The 18,854-nt window shown below is 60.2% G+C and carries 17 protein-coding genes; 15 read left to right on the forward strand and 2 right to left on the reverse strand.

Going from position 1 to position 18,854, the window contains the following annotated elements; all coding sequences use genetic code 11:
- The first annotated feature begins 143 nt into the window (after positions 1-143).
- The 4 genes from PFU01S_RS01060 (at position 144) to PFU01S_RS01075 (ending at position 4,253) form a co-directional block, all read left to right on the forward strand.
- On the forward strand, positions 144-1,238 hold the full coding sequence (locus tag PFU01S_RS01060; protein ID WP_027913440.1) for a polyamine ABC transporter substrate-binding protein: 1,095 nt from the start codon (positions 144-146) through the stop codon (positions 1,236-1,238).
- Positions 1,239-1,306: 68 nt separating this feature from the next.
- Positions 1,307-2,449, forward strand: a complete 1,143-nt coding sequence (potA, locus tag PFU01S_RS01065; RefSeq protein WP_027913441.1) for a polyamine ABC transporter ATP-binding protein — start codon at positions 1,307-1,309, stop codon at positions 2,447-2,449.
- Positions 2,446-3,366, forward strand: a complete 921-nt coding sequence (locus PFU01S_RS01070; RefSeq protein WP_027913442.1) for an ABC transporter permease subunit — start codon at positions 2,446-2,448, stop codon at positions 3,364-3,366. Before potA ends, PFU01S_RS01070 begins: the two co-directional genes overlap by 4 nt.
- Positions 3,363-4,253 carry an ABC transporter permease subunit gene (locus PFU01S_RS01075; protein WP_023532426.1) on the forward strand — a complete coding sequence of 297 codons (891 nt, stop codon included), beginning with the start codon at positions 3,363-3,365 and terminating at the stop codon, positions 4,251-4,253. Before PFU01S_RS01070 ends, PFU01S_RS01075 begins: the two co-directional genes overlap by 4 nt.
- 127 nt (positions 4,254-4,380) lie before the next feature.
- On the opposite strand, the gene PFU01S_RS21510 is transcribed toward PFU01S_RS01075, so the two are convergent.
- Positions 4,381-5,385 carry an RHS repeat-associated core domain-containing protein gene (locus PFU01S_RS21510; protein ID WP_080992802.1) on the reverse strand — a complete coding sequence of 335 codons (1,005 nt, stop codon included), beginning with the start codon at positions 5,383-5,385 and terminating at the stop codon, positions 4,381-4,383.
- A 259-nt stretch (positions 5,386-5,644) separates the two neighbouring features.
- Here PFU01S_RS21510 and PFU01S_RS01080 point away from each other — a divergent pair, with 259 nt between their 5' ends.
- From PFU01S_RS01080 to PFU01S_RS01130, 11 genes are all read left to right on the forward strand, one after another.
- Positions 5,645-6,733, forward strand: a complete 1,089-nt coding sequence (locus PFU01S_RS01080; protein WP_027913443.1) for an efflux RND transporter periplasmic adaptor subunit — start codon at positions 5,645-5,647, stop codon at positions 6,731-6,733.
- Positions 6,730-7,797 carry an efflux RND transporter periplasmic adaptor subunit gene (locus tag PFU01S_RS01085; RefSeq protein WP_027913444.1) on the forward strand — a complete coding sequence of 356 codons (1,068 nt, stop codon included), beginning with the start codon at positions 6,730-6,732 and terminating at the stop codon, positions 7,795-7,797. Before PFU01S_RS01080 ends, PFU01S_RS01085 begins: the two co-directional genes overlap by 4 nt.
- Positions 7,794-10,847, forward strand: coding sequence for an efflux RND transporter permease subunit (locus tag PFU01S_RS01090; protein WP_028686747.1), 3,054 nt, complete (start codon positions 7,794-7,796; stop codon positions 10,845-10,847). Before PFU01S_RS01085 ends, PFU01S_RS01090 begins: the two co-directional genes overlap by 4 nt.
- Before the next feature lie 380 nt (positions 10,848-11,227).
- Positions 11,228-11,410 carry a sulfur starvation response protein OscA gene (oscA, locus tag PFU01S_RS01095; protein WP_003248957.1) on the forward strand — a complete coding sequence of 61 codons (183 nt, stop codon included), beginning with the start codon at positions 11,228-11,230 and terminating at the stop codon, positions 11,408-11,410.
- A 49-nt stretch (positions 11,411-11,459) separates the two neighbouring features.
- Positions 11,460-12,467, forward strand: a complete 1,008-nt coding sequence (locus PFU01S_RS01100) for a sulfate ABC transporter substrate-binding protein (RefSeq protein WP_028686746.1) — start codon at positions 11,460-11,462, stop codon at positions 12,465-12,467.
- A gap of 83 nt (positions 12,468-12,550) precedes the next feature.
- Positions 12,551-13,369 (forward strand): sulfate ABC transporter permease subunit CysT, encoded by an 819-nt coding sequence (gene cysT / locus PFU01S_RS01105; RefSeq protein ID WP_023532644.1) that lies wholly within the window; start codon positions 12,551-12,553, stop codon positions 13,367-13,369.
- An 11-nt stretch (positions 13,370-13,380) separates the two neighbouring features.
- On the forward strand, positions 13,381-14,253 hold the full coding sequence (gene cysW / locus PFU01S_RS01110) for a sulfate ABC transporter permease subunit CysW (protein ID WP_023532630.1): 873 nt from the start codon (positions 13,381-13,383) through the stop codon (positions 14,251-14,253).
- A gap of 3 nt (positions 14,254-14,256) precedes the next feature.
- On the forward strand, positions 14,257-15,246 hold the full coding sequence (locus PFU01S_RS01115; protein WP_028686745.1) for a sulfate/molybdate ABC transporter ATP-binding protein: 990 nt from the start codon (positions 14,257-14,259) through the stop codon (positions 15,244-15,246).
- A 156-nt stretch (positions 15,247-15,402) separates the two neighbouring features.
- The gene (locus PFU01S_RS01120) at positions 15,403-15,984 is read left to right on the forward strand and encodes an alpha/beta hydrolase (protein ID WP_028686744.1); all 582 of its coding nucleotides are present in this window, start codon (positions 15,403-15,405) and stop codon (positions 15,982-15,984) included.
- A 61-nt stretch (positions 15,985-16,045) separates the two neighbouring features.
- Positions 16,046-16,876, forward strand: coding sequence for a sigma 54-interacting transcriptional regulator (locus PFU01S_RS01125; protein ID WP_027913449.1), 831 nt, complete (start codon positions 16,046-16,048; stop codon positions 16,874-16,876).
- A gap of 176 nt (positions 16,877-17,052) precedes the next feature.
- Positions 17,053-17,838, forward strand: coding sequence for a MetQ/NlpA family ABC transporter substrate-binding protein (locus PFU01S_RS01130; RefSeq protein ID WP_027913450.1), 786 nt, complete (start codon positions 17,053-17,055; stop codon positions 17,836-17,838).
- Positions 17,839-17,964: 126 nt separating this feature from the next.
- On the opposite strand, the gene PFU01S_RS01135 is transcribed toward PFU01S_RS01130, so the two are convergent.
- Entirely contained in the window at positions 17,965-18,783 is an 819-nt protein-coding gene (locus tag PFU01S_RS01135) for an alpha/beta fold hydrolase (RefSeq protein ID WP_027913451.1), read from the reverse strand.
- Positions 18,784-18,854: the final 71 nt, after the last annotated feature.

The raw sequence follows: 18,854 nt of genomic DNA on the forward strand, positions 1-18,854 counted from the left end.
TTCGGACCGGGTATTCCCGGTCCGAAACCAGTGAAAGGCAATTGAGCATTGCGGCATCGAAGCTGCGAAGGTAAGTTGCGCGCCGGTTTTGCGTGTGCGGCAGCATTGTCGCTATCCAGACACTGATTGTGAGGACCACCCACTTGTCCAATTCTGTATTACGCAAGGCCGTGATGGCTGCAGCGAGCCTGACGCTGGCATGCAGCGTCCAAGCGGCGCCTACGGTGCATTTCTACAACTGGTCCGACTATATCGGCCCCGACACGCTCGCAGGCTTCGAGAAAGCCACGGGCATCAAGCCGGTGCAGGATGTCTTCGATTCCAACGAAACCCTGGAAGGCAAGCTGCTGGCCGGCAGGACCGGCTACGACGTGGTCGTGCCCTCCAACCATTTTCTGGGCAAGCAAATCAAGGCGGGCGCTTTCCAAAAGCTCGACAAGGCACTGCTGCCCAATTACGCGAACCTTGAACCTGCGTTGATGAAGCGCCTGGAGAAGAACGACCCGGGTAACCTGTATGCCGTGCCTTACCTGTGGGGCACCAATGGCATCGGGTACAACGTCGACAAGGTCAAAGAGGCGCTTGGCGTCGATACCATCGACTCCTGGGCGGTGCTGTTCGAACCCGAGAACATGAAGAAGCTGTCCAAGTGCGGCGTGGCCTTCCTCGACTCGGCGGACGAAATGCTTCCGGCCGTCCTCAACTACATGGGCCTGGATCCCAACAGCACCAACCCCAAGGATTACGCCAAGGCCGAGCAGAAGCTGCTGGCGGTACGCCCCTACGTGACGTATTTCCATTCGTCCAAGTACATCACCGATCTTGCCAACGGCAACATCTGTGTCGCGGCAGGTTTCTCGGGTGATGTGTTCCAGGCCAAGGCCCGCGCCGAAGAGGCGAAGAAGGGTGTGAACCTGGCTTATGCCATTCCCAAAGAAGGCGGCAACCTCTGGTTCGACGTGCTGGCGATTCCCAAGGACGCCAAAAACGTGGAGCAGGCGCATGCCTTGATCAACTATTTGCTGAAACCTGAGGTTATCGCCCAGGTCAGTGATTACGTCGGTTATGCCAACCCTAACTCGAAGGCTGGCGACCTGATGGACCAGGCCGTGAGGACTGACGCTGCGGTTTATCCACCGCAGGATGTGCTGGACAAGATGTTCGTGAACTCAGAGCTGCCGCCCAAAGTGCAGCGCCTGATGACCCGCAGCTGGACCAAGGTCAAGTCGGGCAAGTAATCCACCTCACCCGCGCGGCCTGCCTGGCAGGCCGCGCGGGCACAAAAAACTTGTTGGGAGTTTCACTCATGGCAGTTGCCTCCGGCGCCTATAAGAAAGCCCTCGAGGGTGGCCAGCAACCCAAGCAGGTGCTGGTCAAGATCGACCGGGTCACGAAAAAATTCGACGAAACGGTAGCGGTGGACGATGTGTCCCTGGAAATCCGCAAGGGCGAAATCTTCGCCTTGCTTGGGGGTTCCGGCTCCGGTAAGTCGACCTTGCTGCGCATGCTGGCAGGCTTCGAACGCCCCACCGAAGGACGCATCTTCCTGGACGGCGTGGACATTACCGACATGCCGCCCTACGAGCGGCCGATCAACATGATGTTCCAGTCCTACGCCCTGTTCCCGCACATGACCGTGGCGCAGAACATCGCCTTCGGCCTGCAGCAGGACCGCTTGCCCAAGGCCGAGGTCGACGCCCGCGTGGCCGAGATGCTCAAGCTGGTGCACATGACTCAGTACGCCAAACGCAAGCCGCACCAGCTCTCCGGTGGCCAGCGCCAGCGCGTGGCCTTGGCTCGTTCCCTGGCCAAGCGGCCTAAGCTGTTGCTGCTGGACGAGCCGATGGGTGCCCTGGACAAGAAGCTGCGTTCGCAGATGCAGCTGGAGCTGGTGGAAATCATCGAGCGCGTCGGCGTGACCTGCGTGATGGTGACCCACGACCAGGAAGAAGCCATGACCATGGCCCAGCGCATTGCCATCATGCACCTGGGCTGGATCGCTCAGATCGGCTCGCCGGTAGACATTTACGAAACCCCGACCAGCCGCCTGGTCTGCGAATTCATCGGCAACGTCAACCTGTTCGATGCCGAGGTGATCGACGATGCCGAAGGCCACGCCCTGATCGCCTCGCCTGAACTTGAGCGCAAGATCTACGTCGGGCACGGTGTCTCCACCTCCGTGGAGGACAAGCACATCACCTATGCACTGCGCCCGGAAAAGATGCTGGTCACCACTGTCCAGCCTGATTTCCAGTACAACTGGTCGCGCGGCAAGATCCATGACATCGCCTACCTGGGCGGGCATTCGGTATTCTACGTGAAGCTACCCAGTGGCAAGGTGGTGCAGTCGTTCGTCGCCAACGCCGAACGCCAAGGCGCGCGCCCTACGTGGGACGATGAAGTCTTCGTATGGTGGGAAGACGACAGCGGCGTGGTACTGCGGTCATGAAGCTGCGCAAGCTCAAGCGAGCGTTCCGGCGCATCACCCCTGAAGGGCGGCACCTGGTGATCGGTGTTCCTTTCGTGTGGCTGTTCCTGTTCTTCATGCTGCCGTTCTTCATCGTCCTGAAGATCAGCTTCGCCGAAGCCGACGTGGCGATCCCGCCGTACACCGAGATCTACAGCTACGTCGAGGACAAGATCCAGTTGGTGCTCAACCTGGCCAACTACGGTTTGCTGACCGAGGACGAACTGTATATCTCGGCCTACCTCGGTTCGCTGAAGATGGCGTTCATCAGCACGCTGCTCTGCCTGCTGATCGGCTACCCGATGGCCTATGCCATCGCCAACGCCAAGAAGGAAACCCAGACCGTCCTGCTGCTGCTGATCATGATGCCGACCTGGACCGCGATCCTGATCCGCGTGTATGCCTGGATGGGCATTCTGAGCAACAACGGTTTGCTCAATGGCTTTTTGATGTGGACCGGGCTGATCGACCAGCCGCTGCAGATACTCAACACCAACCTGGCGGTGTACATCGGCGTGGTCTATTCCTACCTGCCGTTCATGATCCTGCCCTTGTTCGCCAACCTGGTGAAGCATGACCCAAGCCTGCTCGAAGCGGCATCCGACCTGGGGTCGAGCACCTTCAACAGCTTCTGGAAAATCACCGTGCCGCTGTCAAAAAACGGCATCATCGCCGGTTGCATGCTGGTGTTCATCCCCGTGGTGGGCGAGTTCGTGATCCCCGAACTGCTCGGCGGACCGGAAACCCTGATGATCGGTAAAGTGTTGTGGCAGGAATTCTTCAACAACCGTGACTGGCCGGTGGCCTCGGCGCTTGCGGTGGTGATGCTGGCGATCCTGATCGTGCCCATTTTGCTGTTCAACCGCAGCCAGGCCAAGGAAATGGAGGGCAGGGCATGAAGCGCTTCGGTTTTTCCAAGCTGATGCTGGTGTTCGGCTTGCTGTTCATCTACTTGCCGATGGTGATTCTGGTCATCTACTCGTTCAACGCCTCCAAGTTGGTGACGGTGTGGGGCGGGTGGTCGGTCAAATGGTATGTCGGCTTGCTGGACAACACTCAGCTGATCGGTTCGGTGATGCGCTCGCTGGAAATCGCTTGCTACACGGCGGTAGCGGCTGTCGCGTTGGGCACCATGGCGGCTTTCGTACTCACCAGGGTCACCCGGTTCCGCGGGCGTACCTTGTTCGGTGGCTTGGTCACCGCACCGTTGGTCATGCCTGAAGTCATCACGGGTCTGTCGCTGCTGCTGCTGTTCGTGGCCATGGCGCAATTGATCGGTTGGCCGCAGGAGCGTGGCGTTGTCACCATCTGGATTGCCCACACCACCTTCTGCGCGGCCTATGTGGCCGTCGTCGTGTCGGCCCGGCTGCGTGAGCTGGACCTGTCGATCGAAGAGGCGGCCATGGACCTGGGGGCCAAGCCTTGGAAGGTGTTCTTCCTGATCACCATCCCCATGATTGCGCCTTCGCTGGCGGCAGGTGGCATGATGTCGTTCGCCTTGTCGCTCGATGACCTGGTATTGGCCAGCTTCGTGTCCGGGCCAGGCTCGACCACGTTGCCGATGGAAGTGTTCTCGGCGGTACGCCTGGGCGTGAAACCTGAGATCAACGCCGTGGCCAGCCTGATTCTGCTGTCCGTCTCGTTGGTGACATTCTTCGTCTGGTACTTCAGTCGCCGTGCCGAAGAGCGTCGCCGCAAGGCCATACAGCAGGCGATTGAAGAAGGTGCGGCGGCCAATGCGTCGCAGCCTCAGGTACGGCGCCCGGCGCCGGTAGCGCCGATCTGATCGAGGTATGGCTGCTCGTTACGCTTTTGGAGCGAGCAGCTGTTCCACACTTGCGCTTGCGCCGTGCGGAGAACTGAATGTGGCCGCATAAACGTATCGTTTGTGACGAATTGCTACGGCGAGGTCACTAGACACTTAAGCGCCGAACTCTATTCATAATTCGCTGTGGCTCGATATGTGGGGGGAGGCTGTTCCTGTGCGACAAGCTTCCTCCAGTTGAGTCCTGGTTGGGATAAAGATCCAAATAGCTGGGAAGCTCGTCCAGACCTGGCGCTTGAAGGTTTAAACTCGAATAGCTGGGAGGCGGGGCCGGAACTACCGGTTGCGTTGTTAAATGCGAGCCACCAAATCTTCTATTCGTATGGACACTTGGAGGTACCAAGGTCACATCCGCTGATGAAAAGCTCTGTACAGGGTCATGCACGTTTCGTCGGTCGCTGCCTCCCACTGTAGTCGAGAACCGTTCTCCATATGACGAGTCGGCTCTGAGCGTACTCATATATTTTTCCCGGACGAATAAAGCGGCGACAAGCGATGACCCACCAATATAAACGCCGATCGCCACTCCGATAAGGTTATCGTCATTTTTCGAAGCACCGACGACAGCAAGGGCTGTGCCTGCTGTTAAGGACGCAGCGGCTGTGATCCAGCTTGCATACTTGATCAGGCTTCTCACCGCGAAGTGGCCTGATGGATCACTTTGATTGACAGGGTCACCCAGGCAGTAGGCATACGCATTGAGCATCCCCTGTCCAAAAGGGCTCAGGTTGTCAGGGGCGCCAAACCGCATGAGTGCCGGTCTATACAGTCGATAGCCGTTGCCCAGTGGATACCCATCCAATAGTGCATCCAGTCGCTCACCGTGATACGCCCATGGCGTGTCCGGTTCATTCAAACGGGCCCTTTGGCCGTAAGGCGTGTAGGAAAAGCGAGCCAGGCAGTTGGTGTGGGGCTCGGCCATTACGGTGTTGCCCCTGTCTACCGCGCTTACTGAAGGCGTCCGCTTATCGCCTGCAAGATGGCCTAGAAAGCGTGCCTGACCTCGGAACACCGAGCGTTTGACGTCGTCACCCAGTTCCGTGACGAGTTGGCCGGCTTGATAGAACGCGTGGACCCTGCCAGATTTGTCCATACCAACATCCCCGGATGAATAAGACCGACCGTCTGCAAGCAGTGGTAGGTTGGAAGTTTCGCGTCAGGCGACAGTATCGTGATCTTGAAAGCGTGGGCTACTGACAGAATTGCCAGGGTTTGCCAACACCTGGCCTGACGAAGCCACCCACGAGGCTGGAGGGGGCAGGGCGTCTGGCGTCTACAGCAAGAATTATGGAACCCTGGCCTGCTTGGCGAATCGCATGCATGAATCTTTTGCGCGCAAGAAAGGAGCCTCCATGACGTTGTCGCGTGCGCTACTGGTCACGGGCTTGGGGCTGCTGGGCATGCTCACCGGCTGCAGCAAGGAAGAGCTGCCTGAAACGCTGCCCCGTGTAGGGGTACAGAATGTCCAGTCCGCCGATTTCGCAGCCCGGGTGACGCTGACTGGCGACATCCAGGCGCGGGTGCAGACGGACCTCTCATTCCGCGTAGGCGGCAAGATCATTTCGCGCAGTGTAGATGTAGGCGATCACGTAAAGGCCAAGCAGGTACTGGCCCGGCTCGACCCTAAAGACTTGCAGAACAACGTGGCTTCGGCCAAGGCCGAAGTGTTCGCGGCGCAGGCACGGGTGACCCAGACCCAAGCTGCCTTCGTTCGTCAGCAGAAGCTGTTGCCCAAGGGCTATACCAGTCAAAGCGAATATGATGCTGCCCAGGCCTCGTTGCGCAGCAATAAAAGCGCGCTGAAGGCTGCGCAAGCTCAACTGGCCAACGCAAACGAGCAATTGAGTTATACCGCGCTGGTCTCCGAAGCCGACGGGGTGATCACCGAGCGTCAGGCCGAGGTAGGGCAAGTGGTGCAAGCGACCATGCCCATCTTCAGCCTGGCCCGTGACGGCGAGCGTGATGCGGTGTTCAACGTGTACGAGTCGCTTCTGGCGGGCACGCCCAGTGATGCCAGCGTCGTGGTCAGCCTGTTGGACGATCCGAAGGTACAGGCCCGTGGAGCGGTGCGTGAAATTACCCCCACTGTCTCGGCTCAAAGCGGCACGGTGCAGGTCAAGGTCGGATTGCAGGACGTTCCGCCTGCGATGCAGTTGGGCGCGCCCGTCACCGTGACGACCCAAGGGCGGGGCAAGCCGAGTGTCGAGCTGCCCTGGTCGGCACTGACCAAAGGCTTGAAGAAACCCGCCGTGTGGATCGTGGGCGAGGGGGACAAGGTGCAGTTGCGGGAAGTCGAAGTAAGCCGCTACCTGACCGGCACTGTGGTCATCGGCAAAGGTCTCGACGGTGGCGAAGTCGTCGTGGTAACCGGCGGGCAGCTGCTGCACCCCGGTATGAAAGTTGAAAAAGTACCCGCCAAAGCGCCGGAGAGCCCGCTATGAAGCCTTGGCTGACGTTGATGTGTGCCGGTGTTTTGCTTGTCGGGTGCGGCAAGGAAGAGCAGCCGCCGGAGCCGGTTCGTCCAGTGCTGTCGGTAGTGGTGCAACCTCAGTTGCAGGCCCGCTTGGGCCGCTTTGCAGGCGTGATCGAAGCGCGTTACGAAAGTACCCTGGGCTTTCGTGTGGGCGGGCGCATCGCTCGCCGCTGGCTGGACGTCGGGGCCCAGGTCAAAGCGGGCGATACGTTGGCCACGCTGGATCCAACCGATCAGCAAAATCAGCTGCGCGCTGCCGAAGGCGATCTGGCCAGGGTGCAGGCGCAGTGGATCAACGCGCAGTCCGACGCCCGCCGGCAACAACAGTTGTACGACCGCGGCGTGGGTGCTCAGGCCCAGTTGGACATCGCCCAGACCAACCTGAAAACAGCCGGCGCCACGCTGGAGCAGGCTCGTTCCTCGGTCAGTCAGGCCCGTGACCAGCTGGGCTATACCACGCTGCGCAGCGATCATGCGGCGGTGATTACTGACTGGCAGGCCGAAGCCGGGCAAACCGTCACCGCTGGGCAGGCTGTGGTCACGCTCGCCAGGCCGGACGTGAAGGAAGCGGTGATTGACCTGCCCATCGGCATTGCCGAGCAGTTGACACCGGACCTGACCTTCACTGTCGCCTCGCAGCTCAACCCCGCCGTCAACACCACCGCCACCCTGCGCGAGCTCGAGCCCAAGGCCGATGCCACCACCCGCACGCGGCGTGCGCGGCTGACCTTGGCCAGCACCCCTGAAACGTTCCATCTGGGAACTGCCGTCAGCGTCACTCTCAGCTCGCAGGTTTCTCCTCGCAGCGAGCTGCCGGTCAGCGCGCTGCTGGAGCGCGATGGCAAGACACAGGTATGGGTCGTCGACCCCCAGCAGAAAACCGTCGCCTTGCGCGACGTGACCCTGATCGACCGAAACGAGGACCGCATCGTCGTCTCATCAGGCGTACAGCCTGGGGAGCGGGTGGTGATCGCCGGCGTCAATAGCCTCAAGCCTGGCCAGCAGGTCACCTTCGACGAGGATGCGCAATGAAAGGAAGCTTCAACCTGTCCGAATGGGCGCTCAAGCATCAGTCGTTCGTGTGGTACCTGATGTTCGTCGGTTTGCTCATGGGCATCTTTTCGTACTTCAACCTGGGTCGTGAGGAGGATCCGTCCTTCACCATCAAGACCATGGTGATCCAGACCCGCTGGCCTGGCGCTACCCAGGAAGAAACGCTGCTGCAGGTCACCGACCGGATCGAGAAGAAGCTCGAGGAGCTCGATTCGCTCGATTACACCAAGAGCTATACCCGGCCTGGTGAATCAACGGTGTTCGTCTACCTGCGCGACACTACCAAGGCAGACGACATACCGCAGATCTGGTATCAGGTCCGCAAGAAGATCCAGGACATTCGCGGCGATTTCCCCGAGGGCTTGCAGGGCCCCGGCTTCAACGATGAATTCGGCGATGTGTTCGGTTCCATCTACGCCTTCACCGCCGACGGGCTGAGCCTGCGCCAGCTGCGTGATTATGTGGAGCAGGCGCGGGCCGAGGTCCGCGAAGTACCCAATATCGGCAAGATCGAAATGGTCGGTATCCAGGACGAAGTGCTCTACCTGAACTTCTCCACCCGCAAGCTCGCCGCCTTGGGTATCGACCAGCGCCAGGTGATGCAGGCTCTGCAGGCGCAGAACAGCGTGACGCCAGCGGGCGTGATCGAGGCCGGGCCGGAGCGCATCTCCGTACGGACAAGTGGGCAGTTCGCCTCGGAAAAGGACCTTGAGAACGTCAACCTGCGCATCAACGATCGCTTCTTCCGCTTGGCAGACATCGCCGAGGTCGAACGCGGCTACACCAACCCGCCTGCGCCGATGTTCCGCTACAACGGCAAGACGGCCCTGGGCCTTGCCATCGGCATGCAGAAGGGCGGCAACATCCAGGAGTTTGGCAAGGCGCTCAAGCAAACCATGCAGCGCATCACCAACGAGCTTCCGGTAGGCGTCGATGTGCACACGGTGTCCAACCAGGCGACGGTGGTGGAGAAGGCCGTCGGTGGCTTCACCAGTGCATTGTTCGAAGCGGTGATCATTGTTCTGGCCGTGAGCTTCGTCAGCTTGGGTGTGCGTGCAGGCCTGGTGGTGGCGTGCTCGATCCCGCTGGTACTGGCCATGGTGTTCGTATTCATGGAATACAGCGGCATCACCATGCAGCGTATCTCGCTAGGTGCACTGATCATTGCGCTGGGGCTGCTGGTGGATGACGCCATGATCACCGTGGAGGTGATGGTCACGCGCCTGGAAATGGGCGAGAGCAAGGAAGACGCTGCTACTTTCGCTTACACCTCCACGGCATTCCCAATGCTCACCGGTACGCTGGTGACTGTCGCAGGTTTCGTACCGATTGGCCTCAACGCAAGTTCGGCAGGTGAATACACCTTCACCTTGTTCGCGGTCATTGCCGTTGCGCTGTTGGTGTCATGGGTGGTGGCCGTGTTCTTCGCCCCCGTGCTTGGCGTGCACATTCTCAACGCCCGCAAAGTGAAGTCCCATGATGACAAGCCGGGCAGGGTAGCCCGGGTCTTCGAGCATGGCCTGCTGTGGAGCATGCGCCACCGTTGGATGACCATCATCGGCACCGTGGTGCTGTTCGCCCTGGCCGTGTTCTGCATGCGCTTCGTGCAGAACCAGTTCTTTCCTGCTTCGGACCGTCCGGAAATCCTGGTCGATCTGAACCTGCCACAGAACGCGTCGATCCAGGAAACTCGCAAGGTGGTCGACCAGCTGGAGGCCACGCTCAAGGATGACGAAGACATCGATCACTGGAGCACCTATATCGGTCAAGGTGCGGTGCGCTTCTACCTGCCGCTGGACCAGCAACTGCAGAACCCGTACTACGCCCAATTGGTCATCGTCAGCAAAGGCCTGGAAGAGCGCGGTGAGCTCATCACTCGCCTGCAGAAACGTCTGCGAGAGGACTTCGTCGGTATCGGTTCGAACGTTCAGTCGCTGGAGATGGGGCCACCTGTGGGGCGACCGATCCAGTACCGCGTCAGCGGGAAGGACATCGAGCAGGTGCGCAAGCATGCCATCGAGCTGGCGACCCTGTTGGACAAGAACCCCAACATCGGCGAAATGATTTACGACTGGAACGAGCCGGGTAAAGTGCTGCGCATCGATATTGCCCAGGACAAGGCCCGCCAGTTGGGGCTTTCTTCGGAAGATGTGGCCAATGTAATGAACAGCATCGTCACCGGCGTGCCCGTTACCCAGGTCAACGATGATATCTACCTGATCGACGTGGTGGCCCGCGCCGTGGATAGCGAGCGGGGCTCGCCCGATACGCTGCAGAACCTGCAGATCCTTACACCCAACGGCACTTCGATACCCTTGCTGTCATTCGCCACGGTGCGCTACGAGCAGGAGCAGCCTCTTGTGTGGCGGCGCGATCGCAAGCCTACGATCACCCTCAAAGCGTCGGTCAACGGGGATATTCAGCCTACGGACCTGGTGGCTCAGCTCAAGCCAGACATCGAAAAGTTCGCCAGCGAGTTGCCCACCGGCTACGAAGTGGCCACCGGCGGCACCGTGGAGGAGAGCGGCAAGGCACAGGGGCCCATCGCTAAAGTGATCCCGCTGATGCTGTTCCTGATGGCCACGTTCCTGATGATCCAGTTGCACAGCGTGAAGAAGCTGTTCCTGGTGATCAGCGTCGCGCCGTTGGGCCTGATCGGTGTGGTGTTGGCGCTGGTGCCGACGGGTACGCCGATGGGCTTCGTGGCGATCCTGGGCATCCTGGCGCTGGCGGGCATCATCATTCGTAACTCGGTCATTCTGGTCACCCAGATCGATGAATTCGAAGCCCAGGGGTATTCACCATGGGATGCCGTGGTCGAGGCCACCAACCATCGTCGCCGGCCAATCCTGCTGACAGCTGCGGCTGCCAGCCTGGGCATGATTCCGATTGCTCGCGAAGTATTCTGGGGGCCAATGGCGTACGCCATGATTGGCGGCATCATTGTGGCAACCTTGCTCACCTTGCTGTTCTTGCCAGCGCTCTACGTAGCGTCCTACAAGATCCGCGAGCCGCATCAGGAAGGTTGAGGCGCCTATCGCGCCGCTTGCCATGCGGGGCCGTTCTGCGGCCCATCATGGCCGCTTTGGCGCCCCGCAGACGCCGCGCCTACGAGGCGAACCTGCACCCCTCAACTGCACACCTAAGCCACGACCTGGAAGCCAGCGACCCTGCGCGTAAAAGCCGACTTTTCGGCGATGGACTCTACGCGCAAACACGTCAACCAGCGCATGGCCTGCGCTAATACGTCCATTGAGGAAGCGCATCCAGACAATCGTGTAAATGGTTATATAAAAATGCCCAAACAGTATTTTTAAGAATAATCCGCCCCCACTACTATTGCCCTCACGCCAGGCGCAAACCCTCATTCAAACCTCTGCCCGGCAATCTCACTCCAAGGAGAACGAGCATGAGTGCATCGCTGCGCAGTATCGACGGTCAGGACGAAGCCACCATCTTGCGTGAGATCCAGAGCGCGCTGCGCGATCTGCGCTTTGGCGCTGTGGAAATCACCGTGCACAACGCCCAGGTGGTGCAGATCGAGCGCAAGGAGAAGTTCCGCCTGCAGCAGCCTGGCAACAAGCCCGGCTGAACACGCCCCACCTTCCAGAACTAGAAAAATGCCAATCGGGAGCTTCACCATGTCCATCCGTCGTTATGCGCTTGCCGCTCTGGCCAGTGCTATTTTTGCCGGTTCCGCCATCGCCAAGGATTACGAACTGCTGAACGTGTCCTACGACCCGACCCGTGAGCTGTACCAGCAGTACAACGCCGAGTTCATCAAGCACTGGCAGCAGGCTCACCCAGGCGACAAGGTGAAGATCCAGCAGTCCCATGGCGGCTCGGGCAAACAGGGCCGTGCGGTGATTGACGGTCTGCGCGCCGACGTGGTGACCCTGGCCTTGGCCGGCGACATCGACGAAATCGCCAAGCTCGGCAAGACCCTGCCGGAAAACTGGCAGACGCGTTTGCCGGACGCCAGCACCCCCTACACCTCGACCATCGTATTCCTGGTACGCAAGGGCAACCCCAAAGGCATCAAGGACTGGGGCGACCTGATCAAGAAGGATGTGTCGGTCATTACCCCGAACCCCAAGACTTCCGGGGGCGCGCGCTGGAACTTCCTCGCCGCCTGGGCCTATGGCCTGAAAACCGGCGGTAGCGAGGACAAGGCAAAAGCCTACGTGCAGGAACTGTTCAAGCACGTGCCAGTCCTGGACACCGGCGCCCGCGGATCGACCATCACCTTCGTCAACAACGGTCAGGGCGATGTGCTGCTGGCCTGGGAGAACGAAGCCTTCCTGGCGTTGAAGGAAGACGGTGGGGCTGACAAGTTCGACATCGTCGTGCCGTCGCTGTCGATCCTGGCCGAGCCGCCCGTGGCGGTGGTCGATAAGAACGCCGAGAAAAAGGGCAATACCGAAATCGCTACCGAGTACCTGGAACACCTCTACAGCCCGGCCGGACAGAAGATCGCCGCCGAGAACTTCTACCGCCCGCGTGACGAGAAGGTGGCGGCTGAATTTGGCAAGCAGTTCCCCAAGCTAGACCTGGTGACCATCGACAAGGACTTCGGCGGCTGGAAGATCGCCCAGCCAAAATTCTTCAATGATGGCGGTGTGTTCGACCAGATCTATCAGGCACAGTAAGGGCCAAGGAACAACACACAATTCGGACGCCTACCACGGCCCGGGATGGTTCCCGGGCCACGTGCATTCAACCAGGGATCTCTATGTCACGTCGCATTTCCCCCGTCATACCCGGCTTCGGGCTGACGCTGGGATACACCTTGGTGTACCTCAGCCTGATTGTGCTGATACCGCTGGCGGCCATGTTCATCCATGCCTCGCAGCTGACCTTCGAACAGTTCTGGACCATCATCAGCGCGCCGCGGGTCATCGCTGCGCTGAAGCTGAGCTTTGGCACCGCCCTGTTTGCCGCGATCATCAACGGTGTGATCGGGACGCTGCTGGCCTGGGTGCTGGTGCGCTATACCTTCCCCGGGCGCAAGATCATCGACGCGATGATCGATTTACCTTTCGCCCTTCCAACGGCAGTGGCCGGCATCGCGCTCACCGCGCTGTACGCGCCGGCGGGCTGGGTCGGCCAGTTCGCGACCGACCTGGGTTTCAAGATCGCCTATACCCCCTTGGGCATCACCCTGGCGCTGACGTTCGTCACCCTGCCGTTCGTGGTGCGCACGGTACAACCAGTGCTGGCAGACATCCCGCGCGAGGTCGAAGAAGCCGCTGCCTGCCTGGGCGCCAGACCGCTGCAGGTGTTTCGCCACATCCTGGCCCCGGCCTTGCTACCGGCCTGGCTCACCGGCTTTGCCCTGGCGTTCGCCCGTGGCGTGGGTGAGTACGGTTCGGTCATTTTCATCGCCGGCAACATGCCGATGAAAACCGAGATCCTGCCCCTGCTGATCATGGTCAAGCTCGACCAGTACGACTACACCGGCGCTACCGCCATTGGCGTGTTGATGCTGGTGGTTTCCTTCATTCTGCTGCTGCTGATCAACCTGTTGCAGCGCCGCATCGAAACCCCTTGAAGGAGGTCGGCATGTCCAGTTCTTCCCTGAATGCAACCGCCGCCGCCAACGCCGCCCGCCGCGGCAGCGCCACATCGCGGCGGTTACTCATCGGCCTTGGCTGGCTGGTGTTTGCACTGTTTCTGCTGTTGCCGCTGGTCATCGTGGTTTCCCAGGCCCTGAAGAATGGGTTCGGCACTTTCTTCGAAGCCATCTTCGAACCCGACGCGTTGTCGGCCCTGAAACTCACCCTGCTCGCCGTTGCCATTTCGGTGCCGCTGAACCTGGTGTTCGGGGTCAGTGCGGCATGGTGCGTGAGCAAGTACAGCTTCCGCGGCAAAAGTATTCTGGTCACCCTGATTGACCTGCCGTTCTCGGTGTCGCCCGTGATCGCCGGCCTGGTCTACGTGCTCATGTTCGGTGCCCAGGGCCTGTTCGGGCCGTGGCTGCAGGATCACGACATCCAGATCGTCTTCGCCCTGCCGGGCATCGTCCTGGCCACCATCTTCGTCACGGTCCCGTTCGTAGCCCGCGAGCTGATTCCGCTGATGCAGGAACAAGGCACCCAGGAAGAAGAAGCTGCCCGGTTGCTCGGTGCCAATGGCTGGCAGATGTTCTGGCATGTGACGCTGCCGAACATCAAGTGGGGCCTTATCTATGGCGTGGTGTTGTGTACAGCGCGGGCGATGGGCGAATTCGGCGCGGTGTCGGTCGTTTCCGGCCATATTCGTGGCGTGACCAACACGCTGCCGCTACACGTGGAAATTCTCTACAACGAGTACAACCACGTGGCGGCCTTCAGCGTGGCCAGCCTGTTGCTGATCCTGGCGCTCTTCATCCTGCTGCTCAAGCAGTGGAGCGAGAACCGTATTAACCGTCTGCGCCATAGCGCTGCGGAGGAATGATTCATGTCGATCGAAGTTCGTAACGTCAGCAAGCGTTTCAACAGTTTCCAGGCGCTCGATGGTATCAACCTGGACATCAACAGCGGTGAGCTGGTAGCGCTGCTGGGCCCATCCGGCTGCGGCAAGACCACGCTGCTGCGCATCATCGCCGGCCTGGAAACACCTGATCAGGGCAATATCGTATTCCATGGCGAGGACGTATCTGGCCATGACGTTCGTGATCGCAACGTCGGATTCGTATTCCAGCACTACGCGCTGTTCAGGCACATGACCGTATTCGACAACGTCGCCTTCGGCCTGCGCATGAAGCCCAAGGGTGAGCGCCCGAGCGAAAGCAGCATTGCCCATAAAGTGCACGAGCTGCTGAACATGGTGCAGCTCGACTGGCTGTCCGATCGCTACCCGGAGCAATTGTCCGGTGGTCAGCGTCAGCGTATCGCCCTTGCCCGCGCGCTGGCCGTGGAGCCCAAGGTGCTGCTGCTGGACGAACCCTTCGGCGCACTGGACGCCAAGGTGCGAAAGGAGCTGCGCCGCTGGCTGGCCCGCTTGCACGAAGATATCAACCTGACCTCGGTATTCGTGACCCATGATCAGGAAGAGGCCATGGAAGTGGCTGACCGGATCGTGGTCATGAACAAGGGCGTGATCGAGCAGATCGGCTCGCCGGGCGAAGTGTACGAACAACCCGCCAATGATTTCGTCTACCACTTCCTGGGGGATTCCAACCGCCTGGCCTTGAGCGAGGGTCAGCATGTGCTGTTCCGGCCCCATGAAGTGTCGTTGTCGCGTCATGAAACCGAGGGCCACCATGCCGCCGAAGTTCGGGATATTCGCCCGTTGGGTGCCACCACGCGGGTGACCTTGAAAGTCGAGGGCCAAAGCGAGCTGATCGAAGCTGAGGTGGTCAAGGACCACGACAGTCTGACAGGGCTGGCAAGGGGCGAAACGTTGTTCTTCCGGCCGAAGGTCTGGCAGAAACTGCCAGCCATTTGAGGCAGTACGGTTGATGGGAATAACGCGGCGTCGCAAGGTCACGTCGGCTGGTTATTTACTTAAAGGGTATAAACAAATTTCTTTTTATTCCTTTAAGTATATATAGGCCGCCTTATACTGGGTTTCCAAGCACGCAAGCTACTGGAGACCCACTTCATGCGTAACGAATCAGTTCGCTACCTGATCATCCCAGGCTGGCAGGGATCGCCGGACAATCATTGGCAAAGCCACTGGCAGCGTACGCTGCCCAACAGCGCACGCGTGGAGCAGCGCGATTGGCTGACACCGCTCTGCCAGGACTGGGTGAAGGCGCTGGATACCGCCATCGCCGCCGAGCCCGGCCCGGTGATCCTGATTGCCCATAGCCTGGGCTGCATCACGGTGGCGCATTGGGCCGAACAGGCCGCTGCCGCTCTGCTCGGTCGCGTGCGTGGCGCCTTGTTGGTGGCGCCGGCGGATGTCGAGCGACCAGGGTGCGCGCCGGCGCTGCGCAATTTTTCGCCCATCCCGCAGGCGCCGCTTCCCTTTCCGAGTCAGGTGGTCAGCTCGGACAACGATCCCGCTGTCAGCGTCCCGCGCGCCTTGCACATGGCCCAGCAGTGGGGTGCAGAAACAGGGCTTCTGACCGGCGCCGGCCACATCAACGTGAAATCCGGCCATGAATGCTGGGAGCAGGGGTTCGCCTACCTGTATCGCCTGCAAGGCCGCATCGAACAACGCGCGCTGCGCCGCGCCTGAACGGCGTCCGTTTCCATCCGTCACACGCCCGGCCGCCGCAGGCCAGGGGCGGGAGCTCGTCATGACGTATCAGAACCCCTTCGGCCAGCCATTGCTGACATTCCCCGAACTCGACAAGAGCCCGCTGAGCATTCGCGCCAAGGCGCTGGTCTTCATCGACCCGCGTTCCCAGCGATTGCGCACGGAGCTGGAGCACCTGGCGCCGCTGCCGCTGCCGGTGCTGATCCGAGGCGAAACCGGCACCGGCAAGGAGTTGCTGGCCCGCCAGATTCACCGCGCCAGCGACCGCACCGGCCTGTTCGTGTCGGTCAACTGCGCCGCCATCAGCCCAACCTATGCCGATGCAGAGCTGTTCGGTTATAGCGCCGGTAGCCATGGCGGCACTGCCAGCAGCCGCGCTGGCTGGTTCGGATCGGCCAACGGCGGCACGCTTTACCTGGACGAGATCGCCGACTTGCCACAGGCCATTCAGGCCAAGCTGCTGGCAGCACTGGAAAACCGCGAAGTCACCCGCGTAGGCGCACACCAGGCGCAGCCGGTGGATGTACGACTGGTGGCGGCCACGAGCATTGACCTGGCGCGGGTGGTGAAGGCAGGGCGCTTCAGCGAGCGGTTGTATCAATATTTGCGCGAGGGCGCCCTTGAATTGCCGCCGCTGCGCGAGCGGCCGGGGGACATCCTTGCGTTGGCGGAATACTTCGTTGGCATCTACAGCGGGCGTTTGCAGCGGCCCGTGCCGTTGATAAGCGAGGCTGCACAGAGCCTGCTCGAGCAGCATCCTTGGACCGGCAATACCCGTGAGCTGGAAAACGTCATCCACTTCGCCCTGCTGGTCAGTGATGGGCCGGAAATCCTGCCCGAAGACCTGGACCTGCCCGACGTTCCACGCTAGAGGCAGCTCATAAGCAAACACGCTGGTGGCATTTTGGTTTTGGAATAACCAACGAAATAAAAGATATTGTTCGGGAATAAAAATTATCGGTATTGTCCGCTTCACGCCCGTCATCGCATTGCGTTGGGCGCCCCATTTGCCATCTTCGATGGCTCAGATGCAGAACAAGGATCACCATGAAGAAGACCCTGCTGACCACTGCCCTGGCTGCCGCCCTGTCCTTTAGCGGCCTGGTCGCCGCCGCCGAAAAACTGGTGGTTGCCGCAACGCCGGTGCCCCATGCCGAGATCTTGGAGCTGATCAAGCCGACGTTGGCCAAAGAAGGTGTCGACTTGCAGATCAAGGTATTCACCGACTACGTGCAACCCAACGTGCAGGTTGATCAGAAGCGTCTGGATGCCAACTACTTCCAGACCCTCCCGTACCTGCAGAGCTTCAACGAGGGCAAGGGTACGCACCTTGAGACCGTGATCGGCGTGCATGTCGAGCCGTTTGGTGGCTACTCGAAGAAGGTCAAAAGCCTGGATGAGCTCAAGGAAGGCTCAACCGTTGCCATTCCTAACGAGGGCAGCAACAGCGGCCGCGCACTGCTGCTCTTGCAGAAGGCGGGGCTGATCACCCTCAAGGACCCGAAGAACGCCCTGGCCACCCCGAAAGACATCGCCGAGAACCCGAAAAACCTGAAGTTTCGCGAGCTGGAGTCGGCCATGTTGCCGCGCGTGCTGGATCAGGTCGACCTGGACATGATCAATACCAACTACGCGCTGGAAGCCGGCCTGAATCCTGCCAAGGATGCCTTGGTCATCGAAGGCAGCGACTCGCCTTACGTCAACTTCCTCGTGGCGCGTCCTGACAACAAGGACAGCGATGCCATTCAGAAGCTGGCCAAAGCCTTGACCAGCCCTGAAGTGAAGGCATTCATCGCCAAGAAATACCAAGGTGCCGTGCTGCCTGCATTCTGATGCACCGGCTGCCTTCGGGTCGTTTCCAATCGCGACCTGAGGGCGTCTCCACCTGAGCCCAACCCTATTGGGCTCAGGTTACCGCGTTGCAAGAATGGTCAGCTGCTTGAAACAGGCCAGCAGGCTTCAGCAGTGTCGCGGTAGCCAATTCAAGAGAAACTGGTTCACCACCTCAGGGTTTTCCAGGCACGAGATATGCCCCGCAACGGGGATCTGAGCGGCCAGGCAATTGATGATCTGCGCCATCTCGTTGGCTTCAGCCGGTGGCCTGGGGATGTCCTGGTCGCCACACACCACGATGGTTCGTTCGCTACAAAGGCCCCCTAATTGCGCCAGTGCGTCCGGTCGGCCGAATATGATGCGGCCCATTGGGTCATAGCTGTCGCGGATAGTGTTGGCGGACGTGGCCTTCAATGTTGCTCGAAACCGTTCACGCAGTGCTGGCACTGTATGGCCGCCGGGATGAAAGAAGATGGGTACGATGACGTCCAGCAGCTCATCGTCGAACGCACCTGCGGCAGACGCAGCATCCAACAAGGCGAAATACTTGCGTTTGGTGGCGTCCGGCTCTGCGCCCAGGTAGGTATCCATCAGCACCAGGCGGTCAACCCGCTCGGGATGCTCGGCGGCCAGCAGTGCCCCCCACATCCCCCCGACCGATAGCCCCACCAGGTGGCAGCGTTCAATCCCCAGCTTGTCGAGCAATTGAATGTGCTGACGCGCCAGATCAGAGGTGGTTCTGGTCGTAACCGGCGGAGCATCGGAGTCGCCGTGCCCCCAGAGCTCTGGAATGATGACTCGAAAATGCCGGGACAGCGCGTCGAGCTGCTCACTCCACATGTCAGCTGACCACAAATAGCTGTGGCCAAGGAGCACTGGAAAACCTTGGCCCTGGTCGATGTAGCTCAGCCGTGCGCCATCGATTTCCATGAATCTTTTATGCATAGGTCATTTCTCTTGAGAAAAAATGCATGCAGTAAGCGCGTAGGCCTGCTCGTTACATGCGCTTGTCTGAT

Origin of the sequence: Pseudomonas fulva NBRC 16637 = DSM 17717 (assembly GCF_000730565.1) — a bacterium.
Lineage (GTDB): Bacteria > Pseudomonadota > Gammaproteobacteria > Pseudomonadales > Pseudomonadaceae > Aquipseudomonas > Aquipseudomonas fulva.

Coding starts and splice junctions, on each gene's coding strand:
- potA (WP_027913441.1), top strand. CDS start 1,307: ATGGCAGTTGCCTCCGGCGCCTATAAGAAAGCCCTCGAGGGTGGCCAG.
- PFU01S_RS01070 (WP_027913442.1), top strand. CDS start 2,446: ATGAAGCTGCGCAAGCTCAAGCGAGCGTTCCGGCGCATCACCCCTGAA.
- PFU01S_RS01075 (WP_023532426.1), top strand. CDS start 3,363: ATGAAGCGCTTCGGTTTTTCCAAGCTGATGCTGGTGTTCGGCTTGCTG.
- PFU01S_RS21510 (WP_080992802.1), bottom strand. CDS start 5,385: ATGGACAAATCTGGCAGGGTCCACGCGTTCTATCAAGCCGGCCAACTC.
- PFU01S_RS01080 (WP_027913443.1), top strand. CDS start 5,645: ATGACGTTGTCGCGTGCGCTACTGGTCACGGGCTTGGGGCTGCTGGGC.
- PFU01S_RS01085 (WP_027913444.1), top strand. CDS start 6,730: ATGAAGCCTTGGCTGACGTTGATGTGTGCCGGTGTTTTGCTTGTCGGG.
- PFU01S_RS01090 (WP_028686747.1), top strand. CDS start 7,794: ATGAAAGGAAGCTTCAACCTGTCCGAATGGGCGCTCAAGCATCAGTCG.
- oscA (WP_003248957.1), top strand. CDS start 11,228: ATGAGTGCATCGCTGCGCAGTATCGACGGTCAGGACGAAGCCACCATC.
- PFU01S_RS01100 (WP_028686746.1), top strand. CDS start 11,460: ATGTCCATCCGTCGTTATGCGCTTGCCGCTCTGGCCAGTGCTATTTTT.
- cysT (WP_023532644.1), top strand. CDS start 12,551: ATGTCACGTCGCATTTCCCCCGTCATACCCGGCTTCGGGCTGACGCTG.
- cysW (WP_023532630.1), top strand. CDS start 13,381: ATGTCCAGTTCTTCCCTGAATGCAACCGCCGCCGCCAACGCCGCCCGC.
- PFU01S_RS01115 (WP_028686745.1), top strand. CDS start 14,257: ATGTCGATCGAAGTTCGTAACGTCAGCAAGCGTTTCAACAGTTTCCAG.
- PFU01S_RS01120 (WP_028686744.1), top strand. CDS start 15,403: ATGCGTAACGAATCAGTTCGCTACCTGATCATCCCAGGCTGGCAGGGA.
- PFU01S_RS01125 (WP_027913449.1), top strand. CDS start 16,046: ATGACGTATCAGAACCCCTTCGGCCAGCCATTGCTGACATTCCCCGAA.
- PFU01S_RS01130 (WP_027913450.1), top strand. CDS start 17,053: ATGAAGAAGACCCTGCTGACCACTGCCCTGGCTGCCGCCCTGTCCTTT.
- PFU01S_RS01135 (WP_027913451.1), bottom strand. CDS start 18,783: ATGCATAAAAGATTCATGGAAATCGATGGCGCACGGCTGAGCTACATC.